This is a genomic window from Sphingomonas sp. 3-13AW (genome assembly GCF_049311085.1).
Taxonomy (GTDB): domain Bacteria; phylum Pseudomonadota; class Alphaproteobacteria; order Sphingomonadales; family Sphingomonadaceae; genus Sphingomonas.
Genome location: NZ_JASNVZ010000002.1, coordinates 162,140 through 186,111, shown reverse-complemented (window position 1 = coordinate 186,111; position 23,972 = coordinate 162,140). Strand labels below are relative to the sequence as shown.

Genomic DNA, 23,972 nt, shown 5'->3' with positions numbered 1-23,972 from the left:
TCGCCTTCGATATGCAAACTGACGGGCGCATCTGCTCGCAGTTGCAGCATAACGCAACACTATTTATGAGGGCCCTCACGAAATGCCCGATTCCACCAGCCTCGTCGACGCCTTTGGAAGGCTTGTGGTCCGCTTGCGGCGCATTGCCGATGCGCAGCTGGCCGAGCAGGGAGTGTCTCTCGCTCGCATGAAGTTGCTGATGTACCTGCGCTGCGAGGAAAGCGGCGCCCGTGCCGCGGACATTGCCAGCTTCTTCGGCCACTCCCCGCGAACCGTCAGCGAAGCGATCGAGGGCCTTGAGCGCGACGGGCTCATTCGACGCTCGCCCGATCGAACGGACGGGCGGGTGAAGCGCATTTCGCTCACCGAAGCGGGGGAGGCGGCAATCGCCTCCGCCGAGCCGGTGCGCCTACGCCTGAACCGAGCGATCTTCGGGGTGCTGGATGAGGGGGAGCGGGCGGCGCTTCGCGACATGCTCGCGAAGCTGGAAGCTGCGGCCCACGCACTGGATCACAAGGAAGACCCTCCGGCGTCCGACGATCGCTTCTAGGCGAACTCGTTCAACCGCCGCAGGAGCATGAACGGGTTGAACGGCTTGGAGAGATAAAGGCTACGCTCGGGCAGGTCCTCCGGATCCGGTCGGTGCGCCCCTGACGCGATTACCAACGTGACGGGCGGAAAATGTGCCCGTACGTAATGGCCTAGCCGAAGACCATCCATCGATCCCGGCATCTGGATATCGGTTAGTACAATGCGGATCGTCGGGTCCTGGTCCAGGATTGCGGTAGCTTCATCGGAATCGCCGGCCTCCACGACCCGATATCCCGAGGACTCGAACAGATCTGCCAGCTCAACCCGGAACAGTACCTCGTCCTCTACGATCAGGATCGTCGGGGTGGGGACTTCATCCCGCTCCATCAGCCCGGCTGACCAGTCGCGACTGCATCTGCCAAGGGCGCGTCCAGCGTCAGCAGCAGACCTTCCGGAGAAAAGTCGAGCGACACGTCGGCCCGGAAATACGCCTTAAGCGATCGCTCAATCATGACAGATCCGAAGCCCCTTCGCGCGGGCGGCGTGACAAGCGGGCCGCCCGTCTCACGCCAGGTTAGGTGCAAACGTTGATCGGCCTCATTAGGTCCGCCGGCAATCGACCATTGCAGCGCTACTTTGCCATTGTCGTTGGAAAGTGCCCCATATTTGATCGCATTCGTCGCAAGCTCATGAATGGCGAGCGCGAGCGCGAGCGCCGCACGCGGATTCACGGAGACGATCGGCCCTTCGACACGAATACGCCGGCGAAATGCCCCATGCGGTCCGAGGACCGTCGCGACGAGGGCCTGGATTTCCGCCGTCTGCCACGATGTCGTCGTGAGGATGTCGGTCGCCCGCCCGAGCGCCACCAAGCGAGCGCTGACGGCCTCGCCGGCATCTTCCAGGGTGGTCGCCTGGCGGATCGACTGCGCGGCGATCGCCTGAACCATCGTCAGGATGTTCTTCAGCCGATGGCTGAGTTCGTTGTTGAGCAAGCGCTGCTGCGCCCGGGCGTGCTCGACCTCGCTGAAGTCGCGCATGACCGCGCCATAGCCGATCAGGGAGCCGTCCTGCTCCTGAACTTGAAAGCCCAGATAATGAACCGGGATCCGATCGCCCGTCCGGAAGTGGCGCACGTTGATCTCCCCGCTCCAGCTGCCTGCATCCCGGATCGTGGGCAGCACCTCCCGGATCAGCCGCTGGGAGTCCTCGGGCCAGATATAGTCCAGCATCCGCGTCTCTGCGATTTCCTCGGGCGAAAGGCCGACCATGTTGCAGCCCGCGGGGTTCAGGAACTCGACCCGCTGGTCGAGGCCCGCAACGCCGATGAAGTCGGCGCTGTTCTCGACCACGCGCGCGAGCCGGTTGCGCTCGCGTTCGCCTGCCCGCCGTTCGGTGATGTCGCGCGCCACAAGCAGCACTCGGCCGGTCTGCTCCCCGTCCCCCGCGATCGGGCTGACAGACACATCCCACCACCGCATCGATGCGCCGCGTACGCGGGCAGGGGCAATGAAATTGGTCGCGTGCCCTTCGCACGCCGCAGCGATGGCCCCTTGCGCGCGGTTGCCGCCGACTTCCTGCCACAGGTCATGCCACGGCGTTCCGCGGACGGGGACGTCGTCCGGCAATGACACGGCCCGCCAGGCGTTGTCGGTCAGGAACAGGAGGCTGGCGTCGCCGTCGAGGACTGCGATGCAGTCCCCTGAGCTATCGAGAACGCCGGAGAGAAATGCCTCCCGGGACGCAAGCTCGTCCCGCGCCTCACGGGCATCGCGCATCAGCCGATCGGCCCGGACGAACGCAGCGCGAAGCTCCGACGCCAGCAGGACGATGCCCATCGAGACGATCACGAAGAGCGCCGAGGCGATCCACTGCAGGAGGTCCAGCCCCAGGAAGCCGCCGTCGCCCGCGATCGACCACCCGGCCAGCACCGCTGCAAGAAAGGTAGCATAGATCCCGACCGCTCGGCCGAACGTGAGCGCAAGCAGCAGGATCGCGGGCAGGAAGAGCAGCCACGGCAGCAAGACCGTGACGAAGAGCACGCGCACCACCGAAACGAGCAGGATGACCCCGGTCGCGATGCCAAACTGCGCCGCCACGGGCACGGGACGGCGGATCGACAGCGACAGGAACCGCTCAAATAGCCGGGTCAGACGGGGAGGCGGCATGGACGGCAGAATACTCCGCGTGGAGGACCATCCTGCCACCGTGTTGCAGCCGTAGCGCACTAGACGGCTGAACGCGAGCCCTGCGCTCGTTTTTGCGCCGGTTCCTAATCGGTTACGGCTTCTTCTGCCGGCCTGGCTTCCCGCGTGATCGTCAGCGGGCTGGGGTTGATGTGCAGTGTACGGGTGGGGGAGGCGAGCGCGATCCCTGCCTTCTCCAGACGCTCGAGCATGGTCAGCAACAGGTCCTGCTTGATGTACTGCGCTTCCGCTGCATCCGCGGTGGTGATGTACGAGAAGATTTCCACGTTGAACGAGCTTTCCCCAAAGGCAGCAAGGCTCGCGCGTGCGCCGTCTTCCGCGATGGACGCATGTTCCTTCAGCACGCCGTCGATGATCTCGATGCCTTCGCGCAGCTTCTCGGCCGAGATGCCGTATTCGAGGCGGATCACCGGGTTGAACAGAAAGCGGTCCCGGGTCGCGAAGTTCTCGATCTGAAGTGCTGCGAAGTTGCCATTGGGGATGGTCACGACGGTGCGATCGTTGGTCCGGATACGGGTGGAGCGCATGCCCACGTCTTCTACCGTGCCGGTGACATCGCCGACCTTGCAGAAGTCACCGACCTGCACGGGACGATCGACAATGACGGTCACGCTGCCGACAAGGTTCTCGATCGTCTTCTGGGCGCCCAGTGCAAGCGCGATACCGCCGATGCCCAGCGCGGCGATACCCGTGGTGACGTCGATACCGAGCGTGTCGAGGATTGCGACGATTGCGAACGCCAACAGGAACAGTTTTGCCGACCGGCGCAGGAGGGTGATGACCGACACTGCCTGGCGCCGCTGGGATCGCTGCATCCGCGCGATCACCAGGCGACTGACCGCGTCGACGAAGCGTAGGGCGAACCACGCGAGCGCTACCCATGCAACGATGCCCGCATACCGCAGCAACGTCTGGCGGGCCACGATCGAGACCGGGAGCGAGTCCGCATAGGCGTAGAAGCCGATCACCGCGACGAAAAGGCTGAGCGGCGGCAGTGCCGCGTGGGAGAAGCGATAGACGGCGCTCTGCTCGCGGTTGCGCACCACCCGGCCCAGCGAGAACAGGATGAGGCTCGCGAGCAGGCGCAGCGCCAGGAAACTCACGATGGCAAGGCCGAGCAGCAGCCCCCAGTCGACGAGCGGCGCACCGGCGACGGTGGTTTCGGTGATATTGTCCGCCGGGGCAGTCACTTCCGGCTTCGGAGCGTGTGCGCGCAACAGCTTCATCGTTTCGCTGGAGACGCGCCAGACTTGCTGCCCCGGGGTGACTTCCCCGCGGGTCAGGAGAATGGGCTCACTCTTGTCGTTGAACTTAAGGGTGCCGACCTGTTCCTGTTCCGGCGGCAAGGTGTCGTCGATCCGGCCGGTGGCATCGTTGGAAAGGCCCGCGAACGGAATGAGAGATCCCCCGCTGTCGAGCGCGGACTCTAGCCTGCGCGCCAGATCGGACGCCGCTGCGATCGCCTTGGGGTTTTCGGGTTGCGTGACTTCAAAGTAATTGGCGGCACGGGTGTAATCGCGCTCACCGAGTGCTTTCACCAAGCCCGTGACCGTCGAACGCGGCGTTTCGCGGCCATAGAGGTCGGCTAGTACGGCAGGCGCCGTCTGATTTCCGGCTGCCTCCTGCGCATGGGCGGGAAGTGCCGCCACCGTCATCATGAGGAGGGTCGCCAAAAGCCTCTTGATCACCAGCATCAACGAACCTTCTTCTTCCATTCGCTTGTCATCGTAGCGTCGCGGAGTGTCCCCGGACAGCTTTGGGCGCTCAAAGGAGCCACTCGATCGGCAGTTTGGCCGCAGCGGCCAGCCCGATGCGCGGGATCACGCCCATGCCGGGTTCGTGGCGGAGGATGCGCTCTTCGGCGCCGTCCCGCTCCACCCACACCAGGTCCTCTCCGTCCAACCGAACCTCATAGGCGAGATGCGCCACCTGTTCTGCGAACACCTCCGCCACCTGCGTGGCCAGATTGGGGCTCTCGATCAGGAAGCCCAGCTCGGTGTTGAGCGCGACCGAGCGCGGGTCGAGATTGAACGAACCGATGAACAGACGCTCGCGATCCACGGTGAACGTCTTGGCGTGGAGCGTCGATGCGCCGGAGCGTAGCGCTGCGGTCGATCCCGTTCCCGAGCCGCGGAAGTTGCTTGCGACACCCAGTCGGACGCCACGACGACGGTCACGGCGCCGCGGAACGGCGCGCGTTTCGCGCCGCATCTCGAACAGGCGCACGCCGGCTTCCAGCAACTGCTTGCGATAGGGTGCATAGCCCGCATGCACGATGCCGACGTCCGTGGCTTCATAGGCGTTGGTGAGCACCGAGACCGCGACCCCTTGCCGCGCCAGCTTCCCAAACTCGGCGCAGCCGCGCTTTCCCGGCACGAAGTAGCTGGAGATCAGACCGAGTTCGCGCTCGGACCGATCAAGCTCCGCGCGAAGATTGTCGCTGACCAGGGATCGTTCATGCTCACCGCCGACGGCTTTTGCCGGATCGTCGCTGATCATCCGCACGCGAACCCATTCGAGCGGCAAGTGGCCATCGATCAGCTGATGGACAAGCGGCAGGTCGCGCAACGCCTCGACATAGCGTTTCGCCGAGGGATCCCGCTCGATGATCGAGGCGCGCTTGATCAGCCGGCGCCGCTGCCGGTCGCCGACCGGGGGCAGGATGCTTGAGACCGGAAAGGAAGAGTCGCAGCACCAGTAGCGGTCGAAATCGGCCGAAACATCGGCGACGATCGGCCCCACCGCCAGCGCGTCGAGATCCGCGAACAGGCCACCGTCGGAAGCACCGAAATACTCATCCCCGATGTTGCGCCCGCCGACGATGGTCACACTGTTATCGGCGGTGAAGCTCTTGTTGTGCATGCGACGATTGAGGCGGGGAAACTCCGTCAGATACCCAATCGCCTTTGGCCAGCGGATGCGAAACGGGTTGAACAGGCGAACCTGGATGTTCGGGTGATGATCGAGCGCGGCAAGCGCCGCGTCGAGGCCGGAGATGCCATTATCGTCCAGCAGCAGGCGAACGCGGACCCCGCGCTCGGCTGCGGCGTGTACCGCCTCCAGCATCAGCGTGCCGGAACGGTCGCCGTGCCAAATATAATATTGGAGATCGAGGCTCCGTTCGGCCGCTCGCGCGAGCGCAACCCGGGCCGCAAATGCCTCTCGCGCGTCCGCCAGCAGTTGAACCCCGGATAGTCCCGGATGCGCCGCCGCCTCGCGAGCGGCGCCCCGCCCGAGAGCCGTGTCGGCAGCGTCGGTGATCGCGCCCGACTTCAGCCGCTGGACGTCGGATGGCAGACGATTGCGCCACCAGAGGATGCCTGTGGCTGCGGCACCGGCAGCGATCCACCAACCCATACCCGCCTTCACCGCTCCGGCTCCCTCAAATAACGTCCCGGCCGGTGCCGTGCTCATGCCTCATGAACGGTTTCGCCCGCGATATGATCCGGCACGATCCGCCTAGATACAATCGCACGCCTCTTCGATGGCGCCATACACGCGGTCCAGGTCCGCATCTTCGATGCAATAGGGGGGCATCACATAGACGGTATTGCCAAGGGGGCGGAGCAGCAGATCGCGCTCTCGGAAATGCGCCAGGAGGCGGGGCGCCACGGCGGACAGATATCCCTCACCGCCACCGACCTCCAGCGCGGCGATGGTGCCAATGCGCCTCGCCCCGTGGACGCGCGGGTGGGTTGCCAATCGGTCGAGCCGCACCTGCTGGCGCGCGGCTAAGGAAGCGATGCGCTCTTGCACCGGCTCCTCGTCCCAGATGGCGAGGTTTGCCCTGGCGGCGGCACAGGCGATCGGGTTGGCGGTGTAGCTCGACGAATGAAAAAACATCCGCGCGCGATCCGACCCGTAATGCGCCTCGAAGATCGGTTCGGTCGCCATGGTTACGGCGAGCGGGATCGCCCCCCCGGTCAGTCCCTTGGAAAGGCAGAGGATGTCGGGGACGATGTCCGCCTGATCGCAGGCCAGCAACGTACCGGTGCGGCCCCAACCGGTCATTACTTCGTCGGCAATGAATAACACGCCGTATCGCGCGCAGATGGCCCGCATTTCGCGCAGCACAGCAGGCGCATAGAAATGCATCCCGCCCGCGCCGAGCACCAGAGGCTCCACGATGAACGCGGCGGCGCCGTCGGCACACGCATGCTCCAGCGCGTCGAGCGTGTCCTGCTCCTGTCCGGCGACGGGAAAGGGGACGGTGCCGACGTCGAACAGCAGCGGCTCGTAGGCGCGATTAAACACCCCGCGCGCGCCGACCGACATCGCCCCGATCGTGTCGCCGTGATAGCCGTGCTCCAACACCAGGATACGGTGCCGCTTCGGGTCGTGCGCGCGCCAGTAGCCGAGCGCCATCTTCAGCGCGACCTCAACGCTGGTCGAGCCGGAGTCCGAGAAGAAGACGCGGCTAAGCTCTGCCGGCATGCGCTCGCAAAGGCCCCGTGCCACTGCCTCCGCAGGCTCGTGCGTCCAGCCTGCGAAAATGATCTGATCGAGGACCTCGGCCTGCTCCCGGATCGCCGCGACAATGCGCGGGTGCGAGTGCCCGTGTGTCGTCACCCACCAGGACGAGATCGCGTCCACGATCCGCCGCCCGTCGCTCGTGTAGAGCGCCGCGCCCTCGGCCCGGGTGACGAGCGGGATCGGCTCGCCAAGTCCATGCTGCGTGAACGGGTGCCAGATCGGGGAAGGGCTCACCGGAAGTCCTCAAGGTCGAAGTGGGTGCGAAAGGCCCGGGCGAGCGTATCGGCGTCCAGTCGGGAGAGCAGGGGAAGGCGTCCGAGCCGGCGTACCTGCCCCAGATCCGCGATGATCGCCTCGCTGTCTTCCACAGGATCGCCGATGAAGGCGACGCCCAGGATCGGCACGTCGCGGGCGCGCAGTGCCTCGATCGACAGGAGGCTATGGTTGATGGTGCCGAGGCCCGTCCGCGCGACCAGCACCACCGGGCGCCGCCATTGGGCGAAGAGATCGGCAAACAACAGCGTCCGGGTCACCGGAACCAGCACGCCGCCTGCGCCTTCAACGACCAGGGGGCCGTCACCGGCCGGCAGCCCGAGCCGCGCCGGGTCGATGGTAACGCCGTCGATCTCCGCAGCCCGGTGGGGCGAGCAGGGCGTCGCAAGGCGATATGCCTCTGGAACGATGCTGTCGGCTGGTACGCCCAGTGCCTCGACGCGGGCGGCATCGCTTCCATCGGCAAGCCCGGACTGGACCGGCTTCCAATAGCGGGCGCCGAGCGCTGCCGTCAGGCCAGCGGCAAAGACAGTCTTCCCGATGTCAGTGTCGGTTCCGGTTACGACGATGGCCTGGTTCATCGAATGACCTCCTGCAGCAACGAGGCCAGCCGGTCGACCTCCCCGGCAGAGGCGTTGAGTGTGAGCGAAATCCGGAGGCGCGAGGTGCCCTTGGGCACGGTCGGCGGGCGAATGCCGCGCACGTCGAAGCCCGCGGCCTGAACCGCCTCTGCGGCACGCATCGTCGCTGCATCATCGCCAATCACGAGCGGCAGGATCTGGGACCCGGTTGCCGTCACACCGGCCGGTGTCAGCGCCCGCTCTGCATGGGCTACGAGGGCGTGCAGTCGTTCGCGCCGGTCGGGTTCGTCCACCAAAATGCGCAGGCTCTCACGCACGGCGCGGGCCATGAGTGGCGAGGGGGCGGTCGAGAAGATGAAACCGCGCCCGCGATTGACGAGAAAGTCGCGCACTACCTTGGGCCCGCACACCAGCGCCCCCTCACACCCGAGCGCCTTTCCGCAGGTTCGCAGAGTCATGACATTGTCCTGCCCATCGAGGGCCTCGGCCAGGCCCCGGCCATCGGTTCCGAACACGCCGGTGGCGTGCGCCTCATCGATCAGCAGGATGGCGTCATGGCGACCGGCGATATCGGCAAGTGCCGCGAGGGGCGCCCGGTCGCCGTCCATGCTGTAGAGGCTCTCGACCGCGATCCACGGCGTTCCCGTGCCTCCAGAGCTACGCCAGGCGTGGATTGCTTCCTCAAATGCGTTCGGGTCGTTGTGCGTGGCGGCCACGCAATTCGCACGCCCGAGCCGCATGCCTTCATGCGCGCTCGCGTGGATCAGGGCATCATGGACGACCAGATCGCCGCGCTGGGGCAGGGTGGCGAACAATGCGGCGTTGGCGGCAAAGCCGCTCGCAAAGAAAAGCGCCGCCTCGGTGCCGAAGAAGGCGGCGGCCTCAGCCTCCAGGGCCTCATGCTCCTCGGAATTGCCGCGGAGCAGCCGCGATCCGCCGGAGCCAACTGCGACGCCCTCGGCAAGTGCCGCAGCGACCGCGTCGCGCAGGCGTGGCGCGGAGGCAAGGGCGAGATAGTCGTTGGAGGCGAAGTCCACGCCGCGGCGCGGCTGGAGCCGCCGGGCGCGATGTTGGTCCACCAGATACGCCAGGTCGGCGCGATGGGCTGCAAAGCTGGGCATGGCGGGGGATGTAGCGGCATCGTTGCCCGATGCCGACCCCCGCCATGCCATTCGCCTTTAGTGGTTGTCGCGCGGCAGACCCATGGTCTGGGCGATGCGCTGGTACTTCTCCGCACCTTCCAGGATGGCGCCGGTGTTCATCTGGCCGACCACCGAACGCTGGATCTCCTGCCACGGGGTCTGCGACGCCGGGTACTTGTAGCCGCCTTCGGCCTCAAGCTTGCGGCGGCGCTCTGCCAGTTCCTCGTCGGAGATCAGCACGTTCGCCGAACCCGTGTTGAGGTCGATGCGAACGCGGTCGCCGGTCTGGATCAGAGCCAGGCCACCCATCGCCGCAGCCTCGGGCGAGGCGTTGAGGATCGACGGGCTGCCGCTGGTGCCGGACTGGCGGCCGTCACCGATGCAGGGGAGGGCGTGGATGCCTTCCCGGATCAGATAGGCCGGCGGCCGCATGTTCACGACCTCGGCCGCGCCCGGATAGCCGATCGGGCCGGCGCCGCGCATGAACATCAGCGTCTCGGACGTGATGTTGAGCGAAGGATCGTCGATGCGGTGGTGATAGTCCTCCGGGCCATCGAACACGATCGCGGGGCCTTCGAAGGCGTTCGGATCATCGGGGTTCGACAGGTAGCGCGCGCGGAATTCCTCGCTGATGACGCTGGTCTTCATGATCGCCGCATCGAACAGGTTGCCCGACAGCACGATGAAGCCGGCTTCTTCCTTGAGCGGCTGGTCGAACGGACGGATGACGCGCTCGTCCTCGATCTCGACGCCACGGCAGTTCTCGCCCATCGTCTTGCCGTTGACGGTCATCACATCCTCATGGATCAGGCCCTGATCCATCAGCTGCGACACGACCGCGGGTACGCCGCCAGCGCGATAATAATCCTCACCGAGGTACTCGCCAGCCGGCTGCAGGTTCACGAGCAGCGGCACCTTGTGGCCGTGCTCCTGCCAATCGCGGATGTCGAGCTCGACGCCCATGTGGCGCGCGAGCGCCGCGAGGTGGATCGGCGCGTTGGTCGATCCGCCGATCGCCGAGTTGACGACGATCGCGTTCAGGAACGCCTCGCGCGTCATGATGTCGGACGGCTTCAGATCTTCTGCGACCATCTCGACGATGCGCTTGCCGGTTTCGTACGCGACTTCCTGACGGTCCCGATACGGGGCCGGGATCGCGGCCGAACCCGGCAGCTGCATGCCCAGCGCCTCGGCGAGCGAGTTCATCGTCGTCGCCGTGCCCATGGTGTTGCAATAGCCGGTCGACGGCGCCGACGACGCGACGAGCTTGATGAAGCCCGCGTTGTCGATCTCGCCAGCGGCCAGCATCTCGCGCGCCTTCCAGACGATCGTGCCCGAACCCGTGCGCTCGCCCTTGTGCCAGCCGTTCAGCATCGGGCCGACCGACAGTGCGATCGCCGGGATGTTCACGGTCGCCGCCGCCATCAGGCATGCCGGCGTGGTCTTGTCGCAGCCGATCGTCAGCACGACGGCGTCGAGCGGATAGCCGTAGAGCACCTCGACCAGCGCCATGTATGCCAGGTTGCGGTCGAGGCCCGCGGTCGGGCGCTTGCCGGTTTCCTGGATCGGGTGGACCGGGAACTCAAGGGCGATGCCGCCGGCTTCCCGGATACCTTCGCGCAGACGCTCCGCCAGGACCAGGTGGTGCCGGTTGCAGGGCGACAGGTCGCTGCCGGTCTGCGCGATGCCGATGATCGGCTTGCCCGACTGAAGTTCAGCCTGGCTGATGCCGAAGTTCATGTACCGCTCGATGTAGAGCGCCGTCATGTCGATATTCGCGGGATTATCGAACCAGGCGCGCGAGCGAAGCTTGTTGTTGGGGGTGGTCGTCATGGGGAGGATGTCCGGTCAGCGAGTCGTGGAAAGGCGATAGATCATGACATGCCGGTATGGCTTGCCGGGATCCACTCGGGCGGAAACAAAATCTTTCTGGTTGGGTGCGTTAGGAAACTTCTGTGGTTCCAACGCGATGCCGTCGCCCATGCGGTAGAGATGACCCTTCTTACCAACGAACGTACCGTCGAGGAAGTTGCCGGTGTAGAACTGCAGGCCAGGCTCCGTGCTGAGAACCTCGAGCACGCGACCCGATTCCGGATCCTCCAGGCGGGCAGCCAGTTCGGGCTTCGCCGTCACGCCCTTGTCGAGCGCGAAGTTGTGGTCATAGCCCTGGCCGTAGCGGATCTGCTGGTCGTTGCCGTCGCGAATGCCGTCGGCGATGACGCGCGGGCTGCGGAAGTCGAACACGGTGCCGGCGACCGGGCGGCGCTCGCCTGTCGGCACCAGCTTGGCATCGACCGGGGTATAGGTCGCGGCGGGGACGGTCAGCCGGTGACCCGTCGCACCCATCGGCGAACCTTCGCCAGCCAGGTTGAAGATCGCATGGTTGGTCATGTTGACCACGGTCGGCTTGGTCGTCTTGCCGTCGAACGCGATCGTGAGCGATCCCTTGTCGTCGAGCGAGTAGGTGACGGTGACGTCGAACTGACCGGGATATCCGGAATCGCCGTCCGGGCTGCGGTGGGCCAGCACAACGCTCGCGACCGGGCCGTTCTTTACGGAGACGACGCGCCAGACCTTCTTGTCGAAACCATTGCCGCCGCCATGCAGCGAGTTGGTCTTGTCGTTCAGCGGCAGCTGGAAACGCTTGCCATCCAGCGTGAATGCACCGCCGGCAATACGGTTCGCGTACCGCCCGACCGTGACGCCGAAATAGTTCGGATGATCCACATAGCTGGACAGGTCGTCATACCCGAGCACGACGTCCGCCTTGTTGCCGTCGCGATCGGGCGCGATCAGCGACTGCAGGGTCGCGCCATAGGTGAGGATGCGGGCGGAAACGCCATTGTCCCCAACGAGCGTGATTGCTTCGACCGCAGTACCGTCCTTGAGCGTGCCGGCAGCGGCCCGTTGTACTTGCGCGGCGGTCGCCGCGCCTCCTGTCAGCGCCGTTGTGGCTGCTGCCAAAAGCGCCAGAACAACCCCTTCGTTGCCCACCTTCCGCATTATCCCGTCCTTGTGTATCGACGCCGTTGACGCGCCTTTCGGGGCTATATAGTCAGACAAAATTCACCAGGGCAAGCCGCGCAGCAGATGCTGGGGAACAGCGCGACCGCTTCGGCTTCCACATAGGAGACAGGATGCATGGCGTTGCCGCCAACTTCTTCCGCAGCTTCGCCAGGCGCCCATCATGGGACCGGTGCAAGCTACAGGCCCGCACTGACGCTGCTTGCCAGCCTCTTCTTCATGTGGGGCTTCATCACCGTCATCAACAACACTCTGCTTCCGCATCTCCGGAGTGTTTTCGAACTCGACTATACACAGACGACGCTGATCGAATCTGTATGGTTCATCGCCTATTTCGTGGCGTCCATTCCGTCGGCCAAGTTGATCGAGCGGATCGGCTACCAGAAGTCGATCGTGACCGGGCTCGTCATCATGGCAGCCGGTGCGCTGTTGATGGTGCCGGCAGCAAAGATCCCGTCCTACGGGGTCGTGCTCACCGCGCTCTTCATCATCGCGAGCGGCATCACGCTGCTGCAGGTCGCGGCCAACCCCTATGTTGCCGTCATCGGTCCGCCGGAAACCGGCTCGTCGCGGCTGAACCTGGTGCAGGCGTTCAATTCGCTCGGCACCACGCTCGCACCGCTGTTCGCCGGTTATCTGATCCTGGGCCGTTCGAAGGGCGGCACCGCGGAGGCAGGCACCACGCTGACCGCCGCAGAGCGCTATGCGGATGCCCAGTCCGTCATTCTGCCTTACCTGATCGTCGCGGCGGTTCTGGTCGTCCTGGCGTTCGTGATCGCCCGCTTCCCGCTGCCGGCCATCGGCCAGGCGACGCAGCGCGTCTCGCGCGAAGCCCGTCGTGACATGTCGTTGTGGAAGCACCGCAACCTTGTCTGGGGCGTCCCCGCGATCTTCATCTACCTGATCGCGGAAATCGGCGTCGCCAACCTGTTCATCAACTTCGTGTCGCAGCCCGATATTGCCGCGATCACGCACGAGCAGGCATCGCGCTATCTGGCCCTGCTGTGGGCCGGCATGATGATCGGCCGCTTTGCTGGCAGCTTCCTGATGCAGAAGGTTGCGGCAGAGAAGGTTCTGGCTGCCTTCGCGGTCGGCGCATTCATCGTGATGCTTCTCGCGACCTTCACGACCGGCCACGTCGCGATGTGGTCGCTGATCGCGGTCGGCCTGTTCCACTCGATCATGTTCCCGACGATCTTCACGCTGGGTATCAAGGGCCTCGGCCCGCTCACCGAAGAAGGTTCGGGCCTGCTGATCATGGCGATTGCAGGTGGCGCGCTGGTCGTGGTGCAGGGCTGGCTGGCCGATACGGTCGGTCTGCAGATGTCGTTCCTGCTGACCGCAGTGTGCGAACTCTACATCCTGTTCTACGCGCTGTGGGGCTCCAAGCCGACGCATGCGCTGCCGGATCCGGAAGTGATCAACTAAGCCTTGATCCCTGAACTTCGAGGGCGCCTCCGCTACTGCGGGGGCGCCCTTTTTGTATCACGTCATGGCGTAGCGGGTATCTTCAAGCGCCAGTTCCACCAGCGCGCGCATCGCCGCGCCCGCCGCTTCCGGATCGCCCGCGGCAATTCCCTCGTACACGCGGAAATGGTCGGGGAGCGGATCGCGGGGCAGGGCACGCGAACGCTGCTTGAACTGCGTCGTCCAGTTCACCGCCGCACCGATGCTCGCGCTGAGGACCACCAGCGCGTCATTGCGGGTGGCACGCAGCACCGCGTCGTGGAAATCGCGGTCGGCGGCCAGCCCCGCGTCCGTCGCCAGGGTATGGCGGCGCATCGCCGCGAGAGCGTCCTTCATCGCCTTCAGGTCCGAACGGTCCCGGCGCTCCGCCGCAAGGCGGGCCGCGGCCGGCTCCACGATGGCACGCAGTTCGAACAGGCTGCGGATGAAGTGGATGTCGGGATCTCCGGCAAAAGCCCAGGCGACCACATCCGGATCAAGCAAGTTCCACCGGCTTCTGGGAAGCACGCGCGTTCCGGCCTTTGGCCGGCTCTCCACCAGCCCCTTTGCCGTCAATACTTGCACCGCCTCTCGATAGGCGCTGCGCGACACGTCCAGTGCTTCCGAAAACGCCACCTCTCCCGAGAGCGTATCTCCCGGAGCATATTCGCCGGATACGATGGCCAGCCCAAGCTTGTGCGCGATTGCGCCTCGCAGCCGCCGGCCCGTTCCGCGCGGTCGACGCGCCGCGGGTGTCGCCGCATTCGTCGCGTCGCCCTCGCCCTTCGCATCGGTCATCCCTATCTCCCCATTCAGGCCGTAGTTGTGTTTTGTATGCGGAACGAACGATTGCCAAGCCGGCACCGCTTTAATATGTCCGAGTAAATAAGGAGCCACCATGACCAACCAGACCGCAACCCTCGACCGGGCCAGCGATACCGGCTTTCGCTCAATCTCCGCCGACACGGGCCAGCCTTACGGTGAGCCGTTCGCTGTTCACGGCCCGGCAGATGTCGAAGCCGCCTGTGCAGCAGCCGAAGCAGCATTCGACGTGTATCGTTCGACCGACCGCGAGACCCGCGCGGCGTTCCTGGAAAAGATCGGCGAAGAGATTCTCGCGATTGGCGATGAACTGATCGAAACGGCCATGCGGGAGAGCGGCCTGCCGCGCGCGCGCCTGGAGGGTGAGCGCGGACGTACCGTCGGTCAACTCAAGATGTTTGCCGGCGTGGTCCGTGCCGGCGGCTGGCTTGGCCTGCGCATCGATCCCGCGCTTCCGGATCGTCAGCCGCTGCCGCGCCCTGACCTGCGCCTGCGCATGATCCCGCTGGGCCCGGTTGCCGTGTTCGGCGCATCCAACTTCCCGCTCGCCTTCTCGACCGCCGGTGGCGACACCGCCTCGGCACTCGCGGCAGGCTGCCCGGTCGTCGTGAAGGGTCACCCGGCGCATCCCGCGACGGGCGCACTGGTTGCCGACGCCATCCGCCGCGCGGTGGCTGCTTCCGGTCTTCCCGAGGGTGTGTTCTCGCACCTCGTGGGTCCCGGCAACGAGCTCGGTTCGCAGCTGGTCCAGGATCCGCGCATCACTGCGGTCGGCTTCACCGGCTCGCGTGCGGGCGGCCTGGCCCTGGTCAAGCTCGCGCAGGCGCGCGAGGTTCCGATCCCGGTCTATGCCGAGATGTCGAGCATCAACCCCGTGCTGCTGATGCCGGAGGCGCTCAAGGCGCGCGGCGCAGCGCTCGGCACCGCCTTTGTCGGCTCGCTGACGATGGGCGCCGGCCAGTTCTGCACCAATCCGGGCCTGGTACTCGCGATCGAAGGCGAAGGGCTGGACGCGTTCGTCGAGGCAGCACGTACCGCGCTGACCGACGCAGGCGCGAGCACGATGCTCACCCCGGGCATCCACCAGGCATATTGCCAGGGCGTCGAGAACCTCGCCTCGCACGCGAACGTCGAGACGATCGCACGCGGCAAGGTGGGTGAGGGCGTGACCCAGGGTCAGGCCGCGTTCTTCTCGACCACGGCAGAGGCTTTCCTGGCCGACAAGGCGCTTGGGCACGAAGTGTTCGGTGCGTCGTCGATCCTGGTGCGCTGCCGCAACGAAGAGGAACTCCGTCAGGTTCTGGTCGCGTCCGAGGGTCAGCTGACGGCGACGCTGCACATGGATGCCGGCGATACCGAGCTGGCAGCGCGGATGGTGCCGGTGCTTGAGCGCAAGGCGGGCCGCATCCTCGCCAATGGTTGGCCGACCGGCGTGGAGGTGACGCATGCCATGGTTCATGGCGGGCCGTTCCCGTCCACGTCCGATGGTCGCACGACTTCGGTCGGCAGCCTCGCCATCGATCGCTTCCTGCGTCCGGTGTCGTACCAGAACCTGCTGCCGGAACTGCTGCCGCAGGATCTGCGCGACGGTGCCCAGGCCGGCCTGCCGCGCCTGATCGACGGCAAGCTTCAGAACGATTGATCAATCCCGGCGACCGCAACCGCGGCGTTCGATTAGGGGAGGAATTAGGATGACGTTGCGTTTGTTGCAGCATCGGGGGCCCGACGGCACGCGATCGGTGATCGCGGCCCAGGGCGACCGAGCTGCGATCGTGCCGGGTGTCGACAGTGTGCGGGCGCTTGCCGCCCGCGCCATTGCCGAGGGCACCAGCCTTGCGGATGCGGTGAAAGCTTGCGGGGAGGGGGCTTCGGTCGACCTCGCCGCAGAGTTCGCAGCCGGACACCTGATCGCGCCGATCGACCATGAGGATCCGGCGCACGTCGTGATGACGGGCACCGGCCTCACGCACCTCGGCTCTGCCGAAGGCCGTGACAAGATGCACCGCGAGGCCGCTTCTGCCGAAAAGCAGACGGACTCGATGCGGATGTTCCTGGAAGGCGTCGAGGGCGGCAAGCCCGCTCCCGGCCAGGTCGGCCAGCAGCCGGAATGGTTCTATAAGGGCGATGGATCGCAGCTGGTTGCACCGGGTGCTCCGCTGTCGATGCCGGCGTTCGCGCAGGATGGCGGCGAAGAGCCCGAACTGGCAGGCATCTACCTGATCGGTCCGGACGGAACGCCGTTCCGCCTGGGCCTGTGCCTCGCCAACGAGTTCAGCGATCACGTGACCGAGCGTCACAACTATCTGTGGCTCGCACATTCCAAGCTGCGGCAGGCGTCGCTAGGGCCGGAGATCGTCGTCGGCACGCCGCCGTCGGACGTGCGCGGCAGCAGCCGCATTCTCCGCAACGGCGAGGTTCTTTGGGAAAAGCCGTTCCTTTCGGGTGAGGACAACATGTCCCACACGCTGGCGAACCTGGAAGCGCATCACTTCAAATACGCACTGTTTCGCCGTCCGGGCGACATCCACATCCACTTCTTCGGCACGGCAACGCTGTCGTTCAGCGATGGCGTGAAGACGGAAACCGGCGACGTGTTCGAGATCGAAGCCGCGCCGTTTACCCTGCCTCTGCGCAACCCGCTCGCGCGGGAAGCCGAGGTTCCGGTAACCGTTCGCGCACTCTGATCCAGCCTGCCCGGCTTCCGCGCAGCGGGGCCGGGCAGCAACTTTCCGGCCCCTGCAGGGCTTGCAGTGGAGATGCTCTCTCGCGACGAGGGGCATAGCCGGCGCGGCTTTGACCGCGCGCCACTGCACAGGATGTCCCCGATGGTCTTCACCGACATCGCCACCCGGACCTATAATCACAATTTCCGGCTCGACCCTATCGTCCGCAGCCTGCTGGACACCGACTTCTACAAGCTGCTGATGCTGCAGATGATCCGGAACGTGTATCCGGACGTCCAGGCGACCTTTTCCGTCATCAACCGGACCCGGTCGGTCCGTCTCGCCGATGTGATCGACGAAGCCGAGCTTCGCGCGCAGCTGGATCACGCGCGCACGGTGCGCTTCGCCAAGAAGGAGTTGATCTGGCTCGCCGGCAACAGCTTCTATGGAACGGCGCGGATGTTCAGCCCGGACTTCATCCAGTGGCTTTCGGAGTTCCAGCTGCCCCCCTATGTGCTGGAGAAGCAGGACGGCCAATATGCGCTGCGCTTCGAAGGCCCCTGGACCCACACGACCATGTGGGAAATCCCTGCGCTCACCATCCTCAACGAGCTCCGTGCCCGGGCCGCGATGCAGGACAAGGGCCGCTTTGCGCTCGATGTGCTCTATGCCCGCGGCAAGGCGAAGCTTTGGCAAAAGGTCGAGCGGCTGCGCGCACTGCCCGATCTGGTTCTGTCGGACTTCGGCACCCGCCGCCGCCACGGTTTCCTGTGGCAGCGCTGGTGCGTGGATGCCCTGAAGGAGGGGCTGGGGAGCCGTTTCATCGGCACCTCCAACGTCCTGCTGGCGATGGACGCGGACCTGGAGGCGATCGGCACCAATGCGCATGAGCTGCCGATGGTGGAGGCAGCGTTGTCCAACAACGACGCCGAGCTCGCCGGGGCGCCGTATCGCGTCCTCGAACAATGGCGCCAGCATTACGGCGGCAACTTGCTGGTCGCCTTGCCGGACGCCTATGGCACGACGGCGTTCCTAGCCAACGCGCCTCGCTGGGTAGCGGACTGGACCGGCTTCCGTCCCGACAGCGCGCCGCCGATCCCCGCAGGCGAGCAGATCCTGGCGTGGTGGCAGAAGCACGGCGTCGATCCGCGTACCAAGCTGCTGATCTTCTCGGACGGGATGGACGTCGACACGATCGAGCAGGTGTATCGCCATTTCCACGGGCGCGTGCGGATGAGCTTTGGCTGGGGCACCAACCTCACCAACGATTTTCGGGATTGTGACCCGGACGGCGCACACGGGCTGGAGCCGATTTCGCTTGTCTGCAAGGTCACGCGGGTGAACGGTCGCCCCGCGGTGAAACTCTCAGACAATCCCGCCAAGGCGACCGGCGAACCGGACGAGATCGCCCGCTATCTGCGCGTGTTCGGCGGGGAAGATCGGGTGGCTAGCGCGGTGGACGTATAGCCAGTGCCCGCGGGCAAGCGCCGCTTGCGGACCCGAAGGTCTTGCAAGCGGCTTGCCGTTACGGAGCCTGCTGCTGCGCAGCCGGCGCCGGTTGGCCGGAAGGCCCCTCTTCGTTGATCTGCTGATAATGGCTGATGTTATAGCCCACGAAGACGACAACAGCGACCAAGACGACGATCACGAGAATGATCGCAAGGCGCTTGATCGGCGGGCGGCCACGGGGGTCAGGGGCCAGGGGCATGACAGGTCCTTTTCGGGGTGAACGTCCAGCCAGGGATCAGCGGCTGCCGTCTTCGCCCGCGACCTTCAGGTCGACAAAGGTGCGCATGATCTTTGGAATGCCGCCGATCACGAAGTCGGCCATCGCTTGTTCCTCCGCAAGCGACTGTTCCAGCAACGAGGTGACGTTGCCGAACCCGCCATCCTGCGCGAGCGTGATGAGGCCGGTGTAGCTCGCGATCTCGAAGTTCTCGAACGCGAAATTGGCAAAGCTGTTCTTGATGATCTCGTCGCCGGCGATGGTGTGGCTGAGCGCGGCGAGGTTGCCTGAAATGGTGAGGCCCAGATCCTTGATGCTCGAATGGCTTTCGCCAAGATCGGCCAGGATCTGCTCTACGCGGCTGATCTGTTGCTCGGTTTCCGTGCGGTGGCTGCGCAGGCGGGCCTCTACCTCAGGGTAATTCTTCAGCCGATCGAGCTGGCGGTCGATCAGAGCCAGTGCCTGATGCTCCACCGCGTGCACATCGCGCAGGCCGACGATGAAAAGTGGACGGATGACTTCGTTCGTAGTTGCCACAGGCACCTCCTATCGATTGCCCGCACAAAGCGCGCGGAGGGAAGGAGAGGTTCCCTGCGAGACCCTGGCGGGCGATCTCAAGCGTGGGTGACGAGTGTCAGCGGGCGGGCAAAAGCCGTCCGGTTGCGACCCATCGCCTTGGCGGCATAGAGGGCGCGGTCAGCCGTAGACATGAGGGTCTGCAGGTCCGAGCCATCAACCCCGTATTCGGCAACACCCACGCTGACGGTCGCGCGGATGCGGCCGTCTTCGCCATTGCCGGTGGCGGCGAGACGCCGTGCGACCGCCTCGCCGACTTGCTGCGCACCCCAACTATCCTCTCCGGGCAACAGCGCTGCAAATTCCTCGCCGCCGAGGCGGACGAGCAGCGCGTCCTTGCCGACGATTTCCCGCGCCACGCGCGCAAAGGACTTCAACACTTCATCGCCCGCGGCATGGCCCCAGCGGTCATTGATCGTCTTGAAATGGTCCAGGTCGAAGGCGAGCAGCGACAGGGGCGCGTCTCCACGCAGCATCGGGACGCCTTCCTCGAAGAAGCGTTGGCGATTGCCAAGGCCGGTCAGAAAGTCCGTGCGCGATGCGGCCAACAGATGCCCCTGCGCCTCCTCGCGCACCAGCGCGAGCAATGCCATTGGCATCGCCACCGAGTAGAGCACGCCCTCGTACAATGTGGCTTCGCCAACCGCTGGCAGGATATCCCCGCCGTGATGCGCCACCAGCACCGGCAGCACCAGGGACCGGAACGCATAGAAGATCGCGTGCCCCCCGGTGATCGCGACAGGGAGGGGTAGGGAGCGCATCGAGCGCAGCGGCCCGTCCCGCAGGAGCTCCCGAGCGGCAAGGCCGCACGCCAGCGCAATCGGGAATGCCGACCAGTAATTCCAGAACATCGCCTGGTTCGCGAACCCGCCGGCTGCCCAGACCAGGGCCACCACCGCAAGGATCCCTGCCGACAGCTGGCCGTACCGTCGCCCGTTGACGTGCCCGATACCGTTCAGGATCAGCAGATATCCCGACAGGATCACGAGGTTGCTTAGCGCCCAGCCCCCGGGTGCGGGCAGATGCGTCCGCGCGATCGCCAGGCCGCAACCCGCGGCGAGCAGCGCATATCCGCCAGCCCAGATGCCGAGCGCCGTCGATCGTTCAGGCCGGGCCTGCCGCTCCCACAGCGTCATCGCCGCGCTAACCAGCAACGTCCCGATGGCGAGACCATACAAGGTGAGAAGGTCTAAATGCATCGTTCAGTCGGGTCCCCGGCGGGGGATATACTTCAACCCGAGGGAAATTTCTATCGTGATGGAACTGGCGCCAAGCACGATTGTTTAGACGCGCCGCAGAACCGGTTGGCGGCGAAAGTGGGATTGGAACCCAGCGAAGGAGTTACCCCTTCGCTATCTTTGCAGGCCGCTGAGTCGACCACTCTGCCACCCGCAATTCGAGCGAACTCTACCGGCCGGTGTTCACCCTGCGGCTATAGCCTCGCACCAAGGTCCGAGCCTGCGCAACAGGCGGGGCGGCGAGTGGGCTCGACGGTTGCAACATGCTATCCCTGCTGCTCGCCGCCCAGATTCGTCAGAAGCGGAGGCCCACGCCCGCGACAATCTGATGCCGCTTTGACCCGAAATTCTCGTACACCCCGTCGTCAAAGGACTTCTCGTTTGAATAGTCGGTGTAGACATATTCGAGCTTGCCGTAGACGCTGTCGGTGATCATCACTTCACCACCGGCGCCAAGATGGAAGCCACCAAAGTTCTTTCCCTCGTTGAAATTGAGCTCCGGAAAATCCGCATCCGTATATTTTTGCTTCAGCCGGCTATTCGAGTAGCCACCCTTCAAATACACGACACCGCGGCTCAAGACGTAACCAACACGGGCGCCTACCGTGATGTTGCGGCCACGCTTCAGGCAGAAGCGATCGCCGAAGGGAGTGCGCTCGCAATCCTTGATATTCGACCCCGCGAGGCCGGCATAGGCGCCGATCAGAATGGGCGACGTGTCCAGGACGTAGTCGTACCCGGCCTCGACGCCATAGGCGATGCCGCTCTTGCCGTCCTTGCGCTCTATTGCCAGATCTCCGGCGAAGATCCTGTCCTTGAATTCGGCCCGGTCCCACCCGAAGCGTGCTTCGACGCGCCCGCCTGAGGTCACTGAAGGGCCGGACTGCGCCGCGGCGGGCGCAGCGACGAGCAGCGCAAGCGTGCCCGCGACTAGATATTTCATATCGCACCTCCGTTATCCGGGCGACCATTCTCCGGATAGCAGCGATACCGGCCGATGACAGGCCGCAACACCGGTAACAGTACTTGGAGGGCAGCCGTAGCCGCGACCATCGCGTACGCGGTTCTCGCCTGCGTCATACGGACGCTCCACTCGCAGCGCTGATGAACAAAAGGGTCCCAAAACGGCAGGGGTTCGGCGGAAGAGGTGGGATTCGAACCCACGGAACGGTTACCCGCTCGCCGGTTTTCAAGACCGGTTCCTTAAACCACTCGGACACTCTTCCATACCGATACCGGCGGGCAGCTCTCAAGACCGCTGCCTTGAACCGCCCGGCCATGTCTCCGCACACAGCGCGCTTACGGCGGCTTGTCGGGTTTGTGCAAGTCTCCTGACGGTTAAGGGGTTTCGCCCGGCGTCTCGCCTGTGGCACAGAGCCGTTTCACGTGCGGGAGCCTAGTATGCGTAAATGGGGCAAGGGGCTGCTCGCCCTTGCAGGGATGATGACGTTCAGCGGCTCGGCCGCAGCGCAGGATGAGGCTGGTTTTCAGACCTATCTTCGGGGCGTTGCCGCCAAGGCGCGCGCCGAAGGGGTAAGCGATCGCGCGATCGCGTCCGTACTGAGCGGGCTTACCTATAATCCCCGAGTGGTTGAGCTCGACCGCGGCCAGCCCGGCGGCACCAGTCCCAGCAGCATTCCTGCCTTTGCGCCGTACAAGGCGAGGCACGTCGATGCCGCACGGATCAGCCGCGGCCGCGACGCCTATCGCGCACAGCGGCCCAAGCTGATGGGCATCGAGCAGGAAACCGGCGTTCCCGAATCAATCATGGTCGCGATCTGGGGCCATGAGACCAACTATGGCGGCTATACCGGCAACTTCGACCTGCCACGCTCGCTTGCAACGCTCGCCTATGAAGGGCGTCGCCGCACCCTGTTCGAGCCCGAGTTGATCGCGACCATGAAGATGGTCGATCGCGGGGTTCCGCGCGACAGCCTGAAGGGAAGCTGGGCTGGGGCCACGGGATACCCGCAGTTCCTCCCGTCCATCTATCTGCGCCTGGCGCGGGATGGGGATGGCGACGGGCGTGCGGACATCTGGACCAACGCAGCCGACGCGCTGGCTTCGATCGGCAACTATCTCGTGAACGCCGGCTGGCGTGCCGGGCAGCCCTGGGGCGTCGCCGTGACGGTTCCGGCGGGGCTGGATCGCGGGGCGCTGACATCGCCTACGCGCTCGCCGCGATGCCCCCGCGTCCATGAACGGCATACCCGTTGGCGGACCATGGCCGAATGGCGGCGGCTTGGCGTGGCGCCGCTTACCGGTCGCTGGCCGGACGACAGCATCCAGGCGACGTTGCTGGAGCCAGATGGCCCCGGCAAGACGGCGTACCTGCTCACCGGCAACTATCGCGTAATCCTGGATTACAACTGCTCGAACTTCTACGCGCTTTCCGTGGGGCTGCTGGCCGATGAAGTCGCACGCTAGCGCGGTTGCCGTGCTGCTGCTGTCGGGATGTGCTGGCAATTCCTTGCCGCCCGCGCCGCAGCAGCCGGCCGCGGCAAACATGAACACGCCGGTGGGCGGCGAAGCGATGTCGGTGCAGACGCGGTATGACGCCGTCGGCTGGGCTGCGACGGAGCGATCCGCCGATGCGGCGCAGGACGTGTTCGTTGTCCATCCGACGCTGCCGGTGGGGAGCTTCGTCGAACTGACGCTGCTCCGGACGGGCCGTACGGTGGTAGCGAGGGTCGGTAAACAGGCCGAGGTGCCGGCGGGGTATATCCTCACGCTGTCACCCGTCGCTGCACAAGCCTTTGGGGTTGGCGAAGCTGGCGCACCCGTCCGCGTCCGGGAAGTCACCGTCGCGCCGCAGGATCGCGCTGCGGCGGCGGGCGGCAGCCTGACCCGCATCGACGCGCCACAAGTCCTGCTCGCCGCGCTCCGGAAACGCCTTCCGCCAGCGCCCACCGGCGCACCGGTGGAACGGCCTGCGGTACAGCCATCCATTCCCTCCGTTCCGCCGGCAGGCCCGGCGCCGATCGCGACCGTCGACCTGCCGCCGAGCCAGCTGTCGTCTCTTCCTAGCGCGCCGGCGCCCGCTGGCGCACCGGCAGCAGAAGGCGGCTGGGCGGTCCAGGTGGCGGCCCTTTCAGACGCAACCCGCGCGGAAGCGCTGGCACGCGAGCTCGGTGGCTTCACCGTTCCCGCCGGCTCGCTGGTGCGCGTGCGGATGGGACCATTTTCAAGCGCGGCCGCAGCAGAACGCGCGCGTGCGCAAGCCATCGCCCGCGGCTATGGTGACGCAAAACTTATTCGCAACGACTGACC

21 protein-coding genes and 1 tRNA gene are annotated in these 23,972 nt (G+C 65.4%); 7 read left to right on the top strand and 15 right to left on the bottom strand.

Annotated features, from left to right (window positions below):
* The first annotated feature begins 82 nt into the window (after positions 1-82).
* Positions 83-550: a MarR family winged helix-turn-helix transcriptional regulator gene (locus tag QP045_RS04080; protein WP_422513683.1), complete on the top strand. Its 468-nt coding sequence runs from the start codon at positions 83-85 to the stop codon at positions 548-550.
* Here the strand turns inward: QP045_RS04080 and QP045_RS04075 are convergent.
* From QP045_RS04075 to QP045_RS04035, 9 genes are all read right to left on the bottom strand, one after another.
* Entirely contained in the window at positions 547-918 is a 372-nt protein-coding gene (locus QP045_RS04075) for a response regulator (protein ID WP_422513682.1), read from the bottom strand. The two genes, QP045_RS04080 and QP045_RS04075, sit on opposite strands and share 4 nt — an antisense overlap.
* Positions 918-2,699 (bottom strand): sensor histidine kinase, encoded by a 1,782-nt coding sequence (locus QP045_RS04070; RefSeq protein ID WP_422513681.1) that lies wholly within the window; start codon positions 2,697-2,699, stop codon positions 918-920. The genes QP045_RS04075 and QP045_RS04070 overlap by 1 nt, the downstream gene beginning before the upstream one ends.
* Before the next feature lie 104 nt (positions 2,700-2,803).
* Positions 2,804-4,432 carry a mechanosensitive ion channel family protein gene (locus QP045_RS04065; RefSeq protein ID WP_422513680.1) on the bottom strand — a complete coding sequence of 543 codons (1,629 nt, stop codon included), beginning with the start codon at positions 4,430-4,432 and terminating at the stop codon, positions 2,804-2,806.
* Between the two features lie 70 nt (positions 4,433-4,502).
* A complete protein-coding gene (locus QP045_RS04060) occupies positions 4,503-6,107 on the bottom strand; it encodes a phospholipase D family protein (protein WP_422513679.1) in 1,605 nt (534 codons plus the stop codon).
* A gap of 90 nt (positions 6,108-6,197) precedes the next feature.
* Complete coding sequence (locus QP045_RS04055) at positions 6,198-7,445, bottom strand: adenosylmethionine--8-amino-7-oxononanoate transaminase (protein WP_422513678.1); 1,248 nt, start codon at positions 7,443-7,445, stop codon at positions 6,198-6,200.
* Positions 7,442-8,065: a dethiobiotin synthase gene (gene bioD / locus QP045_RS04050; protein WP_422513677.1), complete on the bottom strand. Its 624-nt coding sequence runs from the start codon at positions 8,063-8,065 to the stop codon at positions 7,442-7,444. Before bioD ends, QP045_RS04055 begins: the two co-directional genes overlap by 4 nt.
* Positions 8,062-9,186, bottom strand: coding sequence for an 8-amino-7-oxononanoate synthase (locus tag QP045_RS04045; RefSeq protein ID WP_422513676.1), 1,125 nt, complete (start codon positions 9,184-9,186; stop codon positions 8,062-8,064). Before QP045_RS04045 ends, bioD begins: the two co-directional genes overlap by 4 nt.
* A gap of 57 nt (positions 9,187-9,243) precedes the next feature.
* Positions 9,244-11,040 (bottom strand): IlvD/Edd family dehydratase, encoded by a 1,797-nt coding sequence (locus QP045_RS04040; RefSeq protein ID WP_422513675.1) that lies wholly within the window; start codon positions 11,038-11,040, stop codon positions 9,244-9,246.
* A 15-nt stretch (positions 11,041-11,055) separates the two neighbouring features.
* Positions 11,056-12,210: an aldose epimerase family protein gene (locus QP045_RS04035; RefSeq protein ID WP_422513674.1), complete on the bottom strand. Its 1,155-nt coding sequence runs from the start codon at positions 12,208-12,210 to the stop codon at positions 11,056-11,058.
* Positions 12,211-12,348: 138 nt separating this feature from the next.
* Between QP045_RS04035 and QP045_RS04030 the strand changes: the two genes are divergently transcribed.
* Positions 12,349-13,659, top strand: a complete 1,311-nt coding sequence (locus QP045_RS04030) for a sugar MFS transporter (RefSeq protein WP_422513673.1) — start codon at positions 12,349-12,351, stop codon at positions 13,657-13,659.
* Positions 13,660-13,716: 57 nt separating this feature from the next.
* Here QP045_RS04030 and QP045_RS04025 read toward each other — a convergent pair whose 3' ends face one another.
* Positions 13,717-14,475, bottom strand: a complete 759-nt coding sequence (locus QP045_RS04025) for a FadR/GntR family transcriptional regulator (protein WP_422513672.1) — start codon at positions 14,473-14,475, stop codon at positions 13,717-13,719.
* 100 nt (positions 14,476-14,575) lie between these two features.
* Here QP045_RS04025 and QP045_RS04020 point away from each other — a divergent pair, with 100 nt between their 5' ends.
* From QP045_RS04020 to pncB, 3 genes are all read left to right on the top strand, one after another.
* Positions 14,576-16,141, top strand: coding sequence for an aldehyde dehydrogenase (NADP(+)) (locus QP045_RS04020; protein ID WP_422513671.1), 1,566 nt, complete (start codon positions 14,576-14,578; stop codon positions 16,139-16,141).
* Positions 16,142-16,190: 49 nt separating this feature from the next.
* Positions 16,191-17,183, top strand: a complete 993-nt coding sequence (gene araD1, locus QP045_RS04015) for an AraD1 family protein (RefSeq protein ID WP_422513670.1) — start codon at positions 16,191-16,193, stop codon at positions 17,181-17,183.
* A 141-nt stretch (positions 17,184-17,324) separates the two neighbouring features.
* Positions 17,325-18,629 carry a nicotinate phosphoribosyltransferase gene (pncB, locus tag QP045_RS04010; RefSeq protein WP_422513873.1) on the top strand — a complete coding sequence of 435 codons (1,305 nt, stop codon included), beginning with the start codon at positions 17,325-17,327 and terminating at the stop codon, positions 18,627-18,629.
* 58 nt (positions 18,630-18,687) lie between these two features.
* Here pncB and QP045_RS04005 read toward each other — a convergent pair whose 3' ends face one another.
* The 5 genes from QP045_RS04005 to QP045_RS03985 form a co-directional block, all read right to left on the bottom strand.
* Entirely contained in the window at positions 18,688-18,870 is a 183-nt protein-coding gene (locus QP045_RS04005) for a hypothetical protein (RefSeq protein WP_422513669.1), read from the bottom strand.
* Positions 18,871-18,906: 36 nt separating this feature from the next.
* Positions 18,907-19,425, bottom strand: a complete 519-nt coding sequence (locus tag QP045_RS04000) for a ferritin-like domain-containing protein (protein WP_422513668.1) — start codon at positions 19,423-19,425, stop codon at positions 18,907-18,909.
* 77 nt (positions 19,426-19,502) lie between these two features.
* Positions 19,503-20,663 carry a diguanylate cyclase domain-containing protein gene (locus QP045_RS03995; protein WP_422513667.1) on the bottom strand — a complete coding sequence of 387 codons (1,161 nt, stop codon included), beginning with the start codon at positions 20,661-20,663 and terminating at the stop codon, positions 19,503-19,505.
* 334 nt (positions 20,664-20,997) lie between these two features.
* Positions 20,998-21,645 carry an outer membrane protein gene (locus tag QP045_RS03990; RefSeq protein ID WP_422513666.1) on the bottom strand — a complete coding sequence of 216 codons (648 nt, stop codon included), beginning with the start codon at positions 21,643-21,645 and terminating at the stop codon, positions 20,998-21,000.
* Positions 21,646-21,841: 196 nt separating this feature from the next.
* Positions 21,842-21,928: transfer RNA gene (locus tag QP045_RS03985), tRNA-Ser, on the bottom strand.
* 175 nt (positions 21,929-22,103) lie between these two features.
* Here QP045_RS03985 and QP045_RS03980 point away from each other — a divergent pair.
* Together QP045_RS03980 and QP045_RS03975 are read left to right on the top strand one after the other, a co-directional pair.
* The gene (locus QP045_RS03980) at positions 22,104-23,129 is read left to right on the top strand and encodes a lytic murein transglycosylase (RefSeq protein WP_422513665.1); all 1,026 of its coding nucleotides are present in this window, start codon (positions 22,104-22,106) and stop codon (positions 23,127-23,129) included.
* Between the two features lie 79 nt (positions 23,130-23,208).
* Entirely contained in the window at positions 23,209-23,970 is a 762-nt protein-coding gene (locus tag QP045_RS03975) for an SPOR domain-containing protein (protein WP_422513664.1), read from the top strand.
* Positions 23,971-23,972: the final 2 nt, after the last annotated feature.

Bases quoted from the DNA above. Each gene is read 5' to 3' on its own strand.
- QP045_RS04080 (WP_422513683.1), top strand. From the start codon at position 83: ATGCCCGATTCCACCAGCCTCGTCGACGCCTTTGGAAGGCTTGTGGTC.
- QP045_RS04075 (WP_422513682.1), bottom strand. From the start codon at position 918: ATGGAGCGGGATGAAGTCCCCACCCCGACGATCCTGATCGTAGAGGAC.
- QP045_RS04070 (WP_422513681.1), bottom strand. From the start codon at position 2,699: ATGCCGCCTCCCCGTCTGACCCGGCTATTTGAGCGGTTCCTGTCGCTG.
- QP045_RS04065 (WP_422513680.1), bottom strand. From the start codon at position 4,432: ATGCTGGTGATCAAGAGGCTTTTGGCGACCCTCCTCATGATGACGGTG.
- bioD (WP_422513677.1), bottom strand. From the start codon at position 8,065: ATGAACCAGGCCATCGTCGTAACCGGAACCGACACTGACATCGGGAAG.
- QP045_RS04045 (WP_422513676.1), bottom strand. From the start codon at position 9,186: ATGCCCAGCTTTGCAGCCCATCGCGCCGACCTGGCGTATCTGGTGGAC.
- QP045_RS04040 (WP_422513675.1), bottom strand. From the start codon at position 11,040: ATGACGACCACCCCCAACAACAAGCTTCGCTCGCGCGCCTGGTTCGAT.
- QP045_RS04035 (WP_422513674.1), bottom strand. From the start codon at position 12,210: ATGCGGAAGGTGGGCAACGAAGGGGTTGTTCTGGCGCTTTTGGCAGCA.
- QP045_RS04030 (WP_422513673.1), top strand. From the start codon at position 12,349: ATGGCGTTGCCGCCAACTTCTTCCGCAGCTTCGCCAGGCGCCCATCAT.
- QP045_RS04025 (WP_422513672.1), bottom strand. From the start codon at position 14,475: ATGACCGATGCGAAGGGCGAGGGCGACGCGACGAATGCGGCGACACCC.
- QP045_RS04020 (WP_422513671.1), top strand. From the start codon at position 14,576: ATGACCAACCAGACCGCAACCCTCGACCGGGCCAGCGATACCGGCTTT.
- araD1 (WP_422513670.1), top strand. From the start codon at position 16,191: ATGACGTTGCGTTTGTTGCAGCATCGGGGGCCCGACGGCACGCGATCG.
- pncB (WP_422513873.1), top strand. From the start codon at position 17,325: ATGGTCTTCACCGACATCGCCACCCGGACCTATAATCACAATTTCCGG.
- QP045_RS04005 (WP_422513669.1), bottom strand. From the start codon at position 18,870: ATGCCCCTGGCCCCTGACCCCCGTGGCCGCCCGCCGATCAAGCGCCTT.
- QP045_RS03995 (WP_422513667.1), bottom strand. From the start codon at position 20,663: ATGCATTTAGACCTTCTCACCTTGTATGGTCTCGCCATCGGGACGTTG.
- QP045_RS03990 (WP_422513666.1), bottom strand. From the start codon at position 21,645: ATGAAATATCTAGTCGCGGGCACGCTTGCGCTGCTCGTCGCTGCGCCC.
- QP045_RS03980 (WP_422513665.1), top strand. From the start codon at position 22,104: ATGCGTAAATGGGGCAAGGGGCTGCTCGCCCTTGCAGGGATGATGACG.
- QP045_RS03975 (WP_422513664.1), top strand. From the start codon at position 23,209: ATGAACACGCCGGTGGGCGGCGAAGCGATGTCGGTGCAGACGCGGTAT.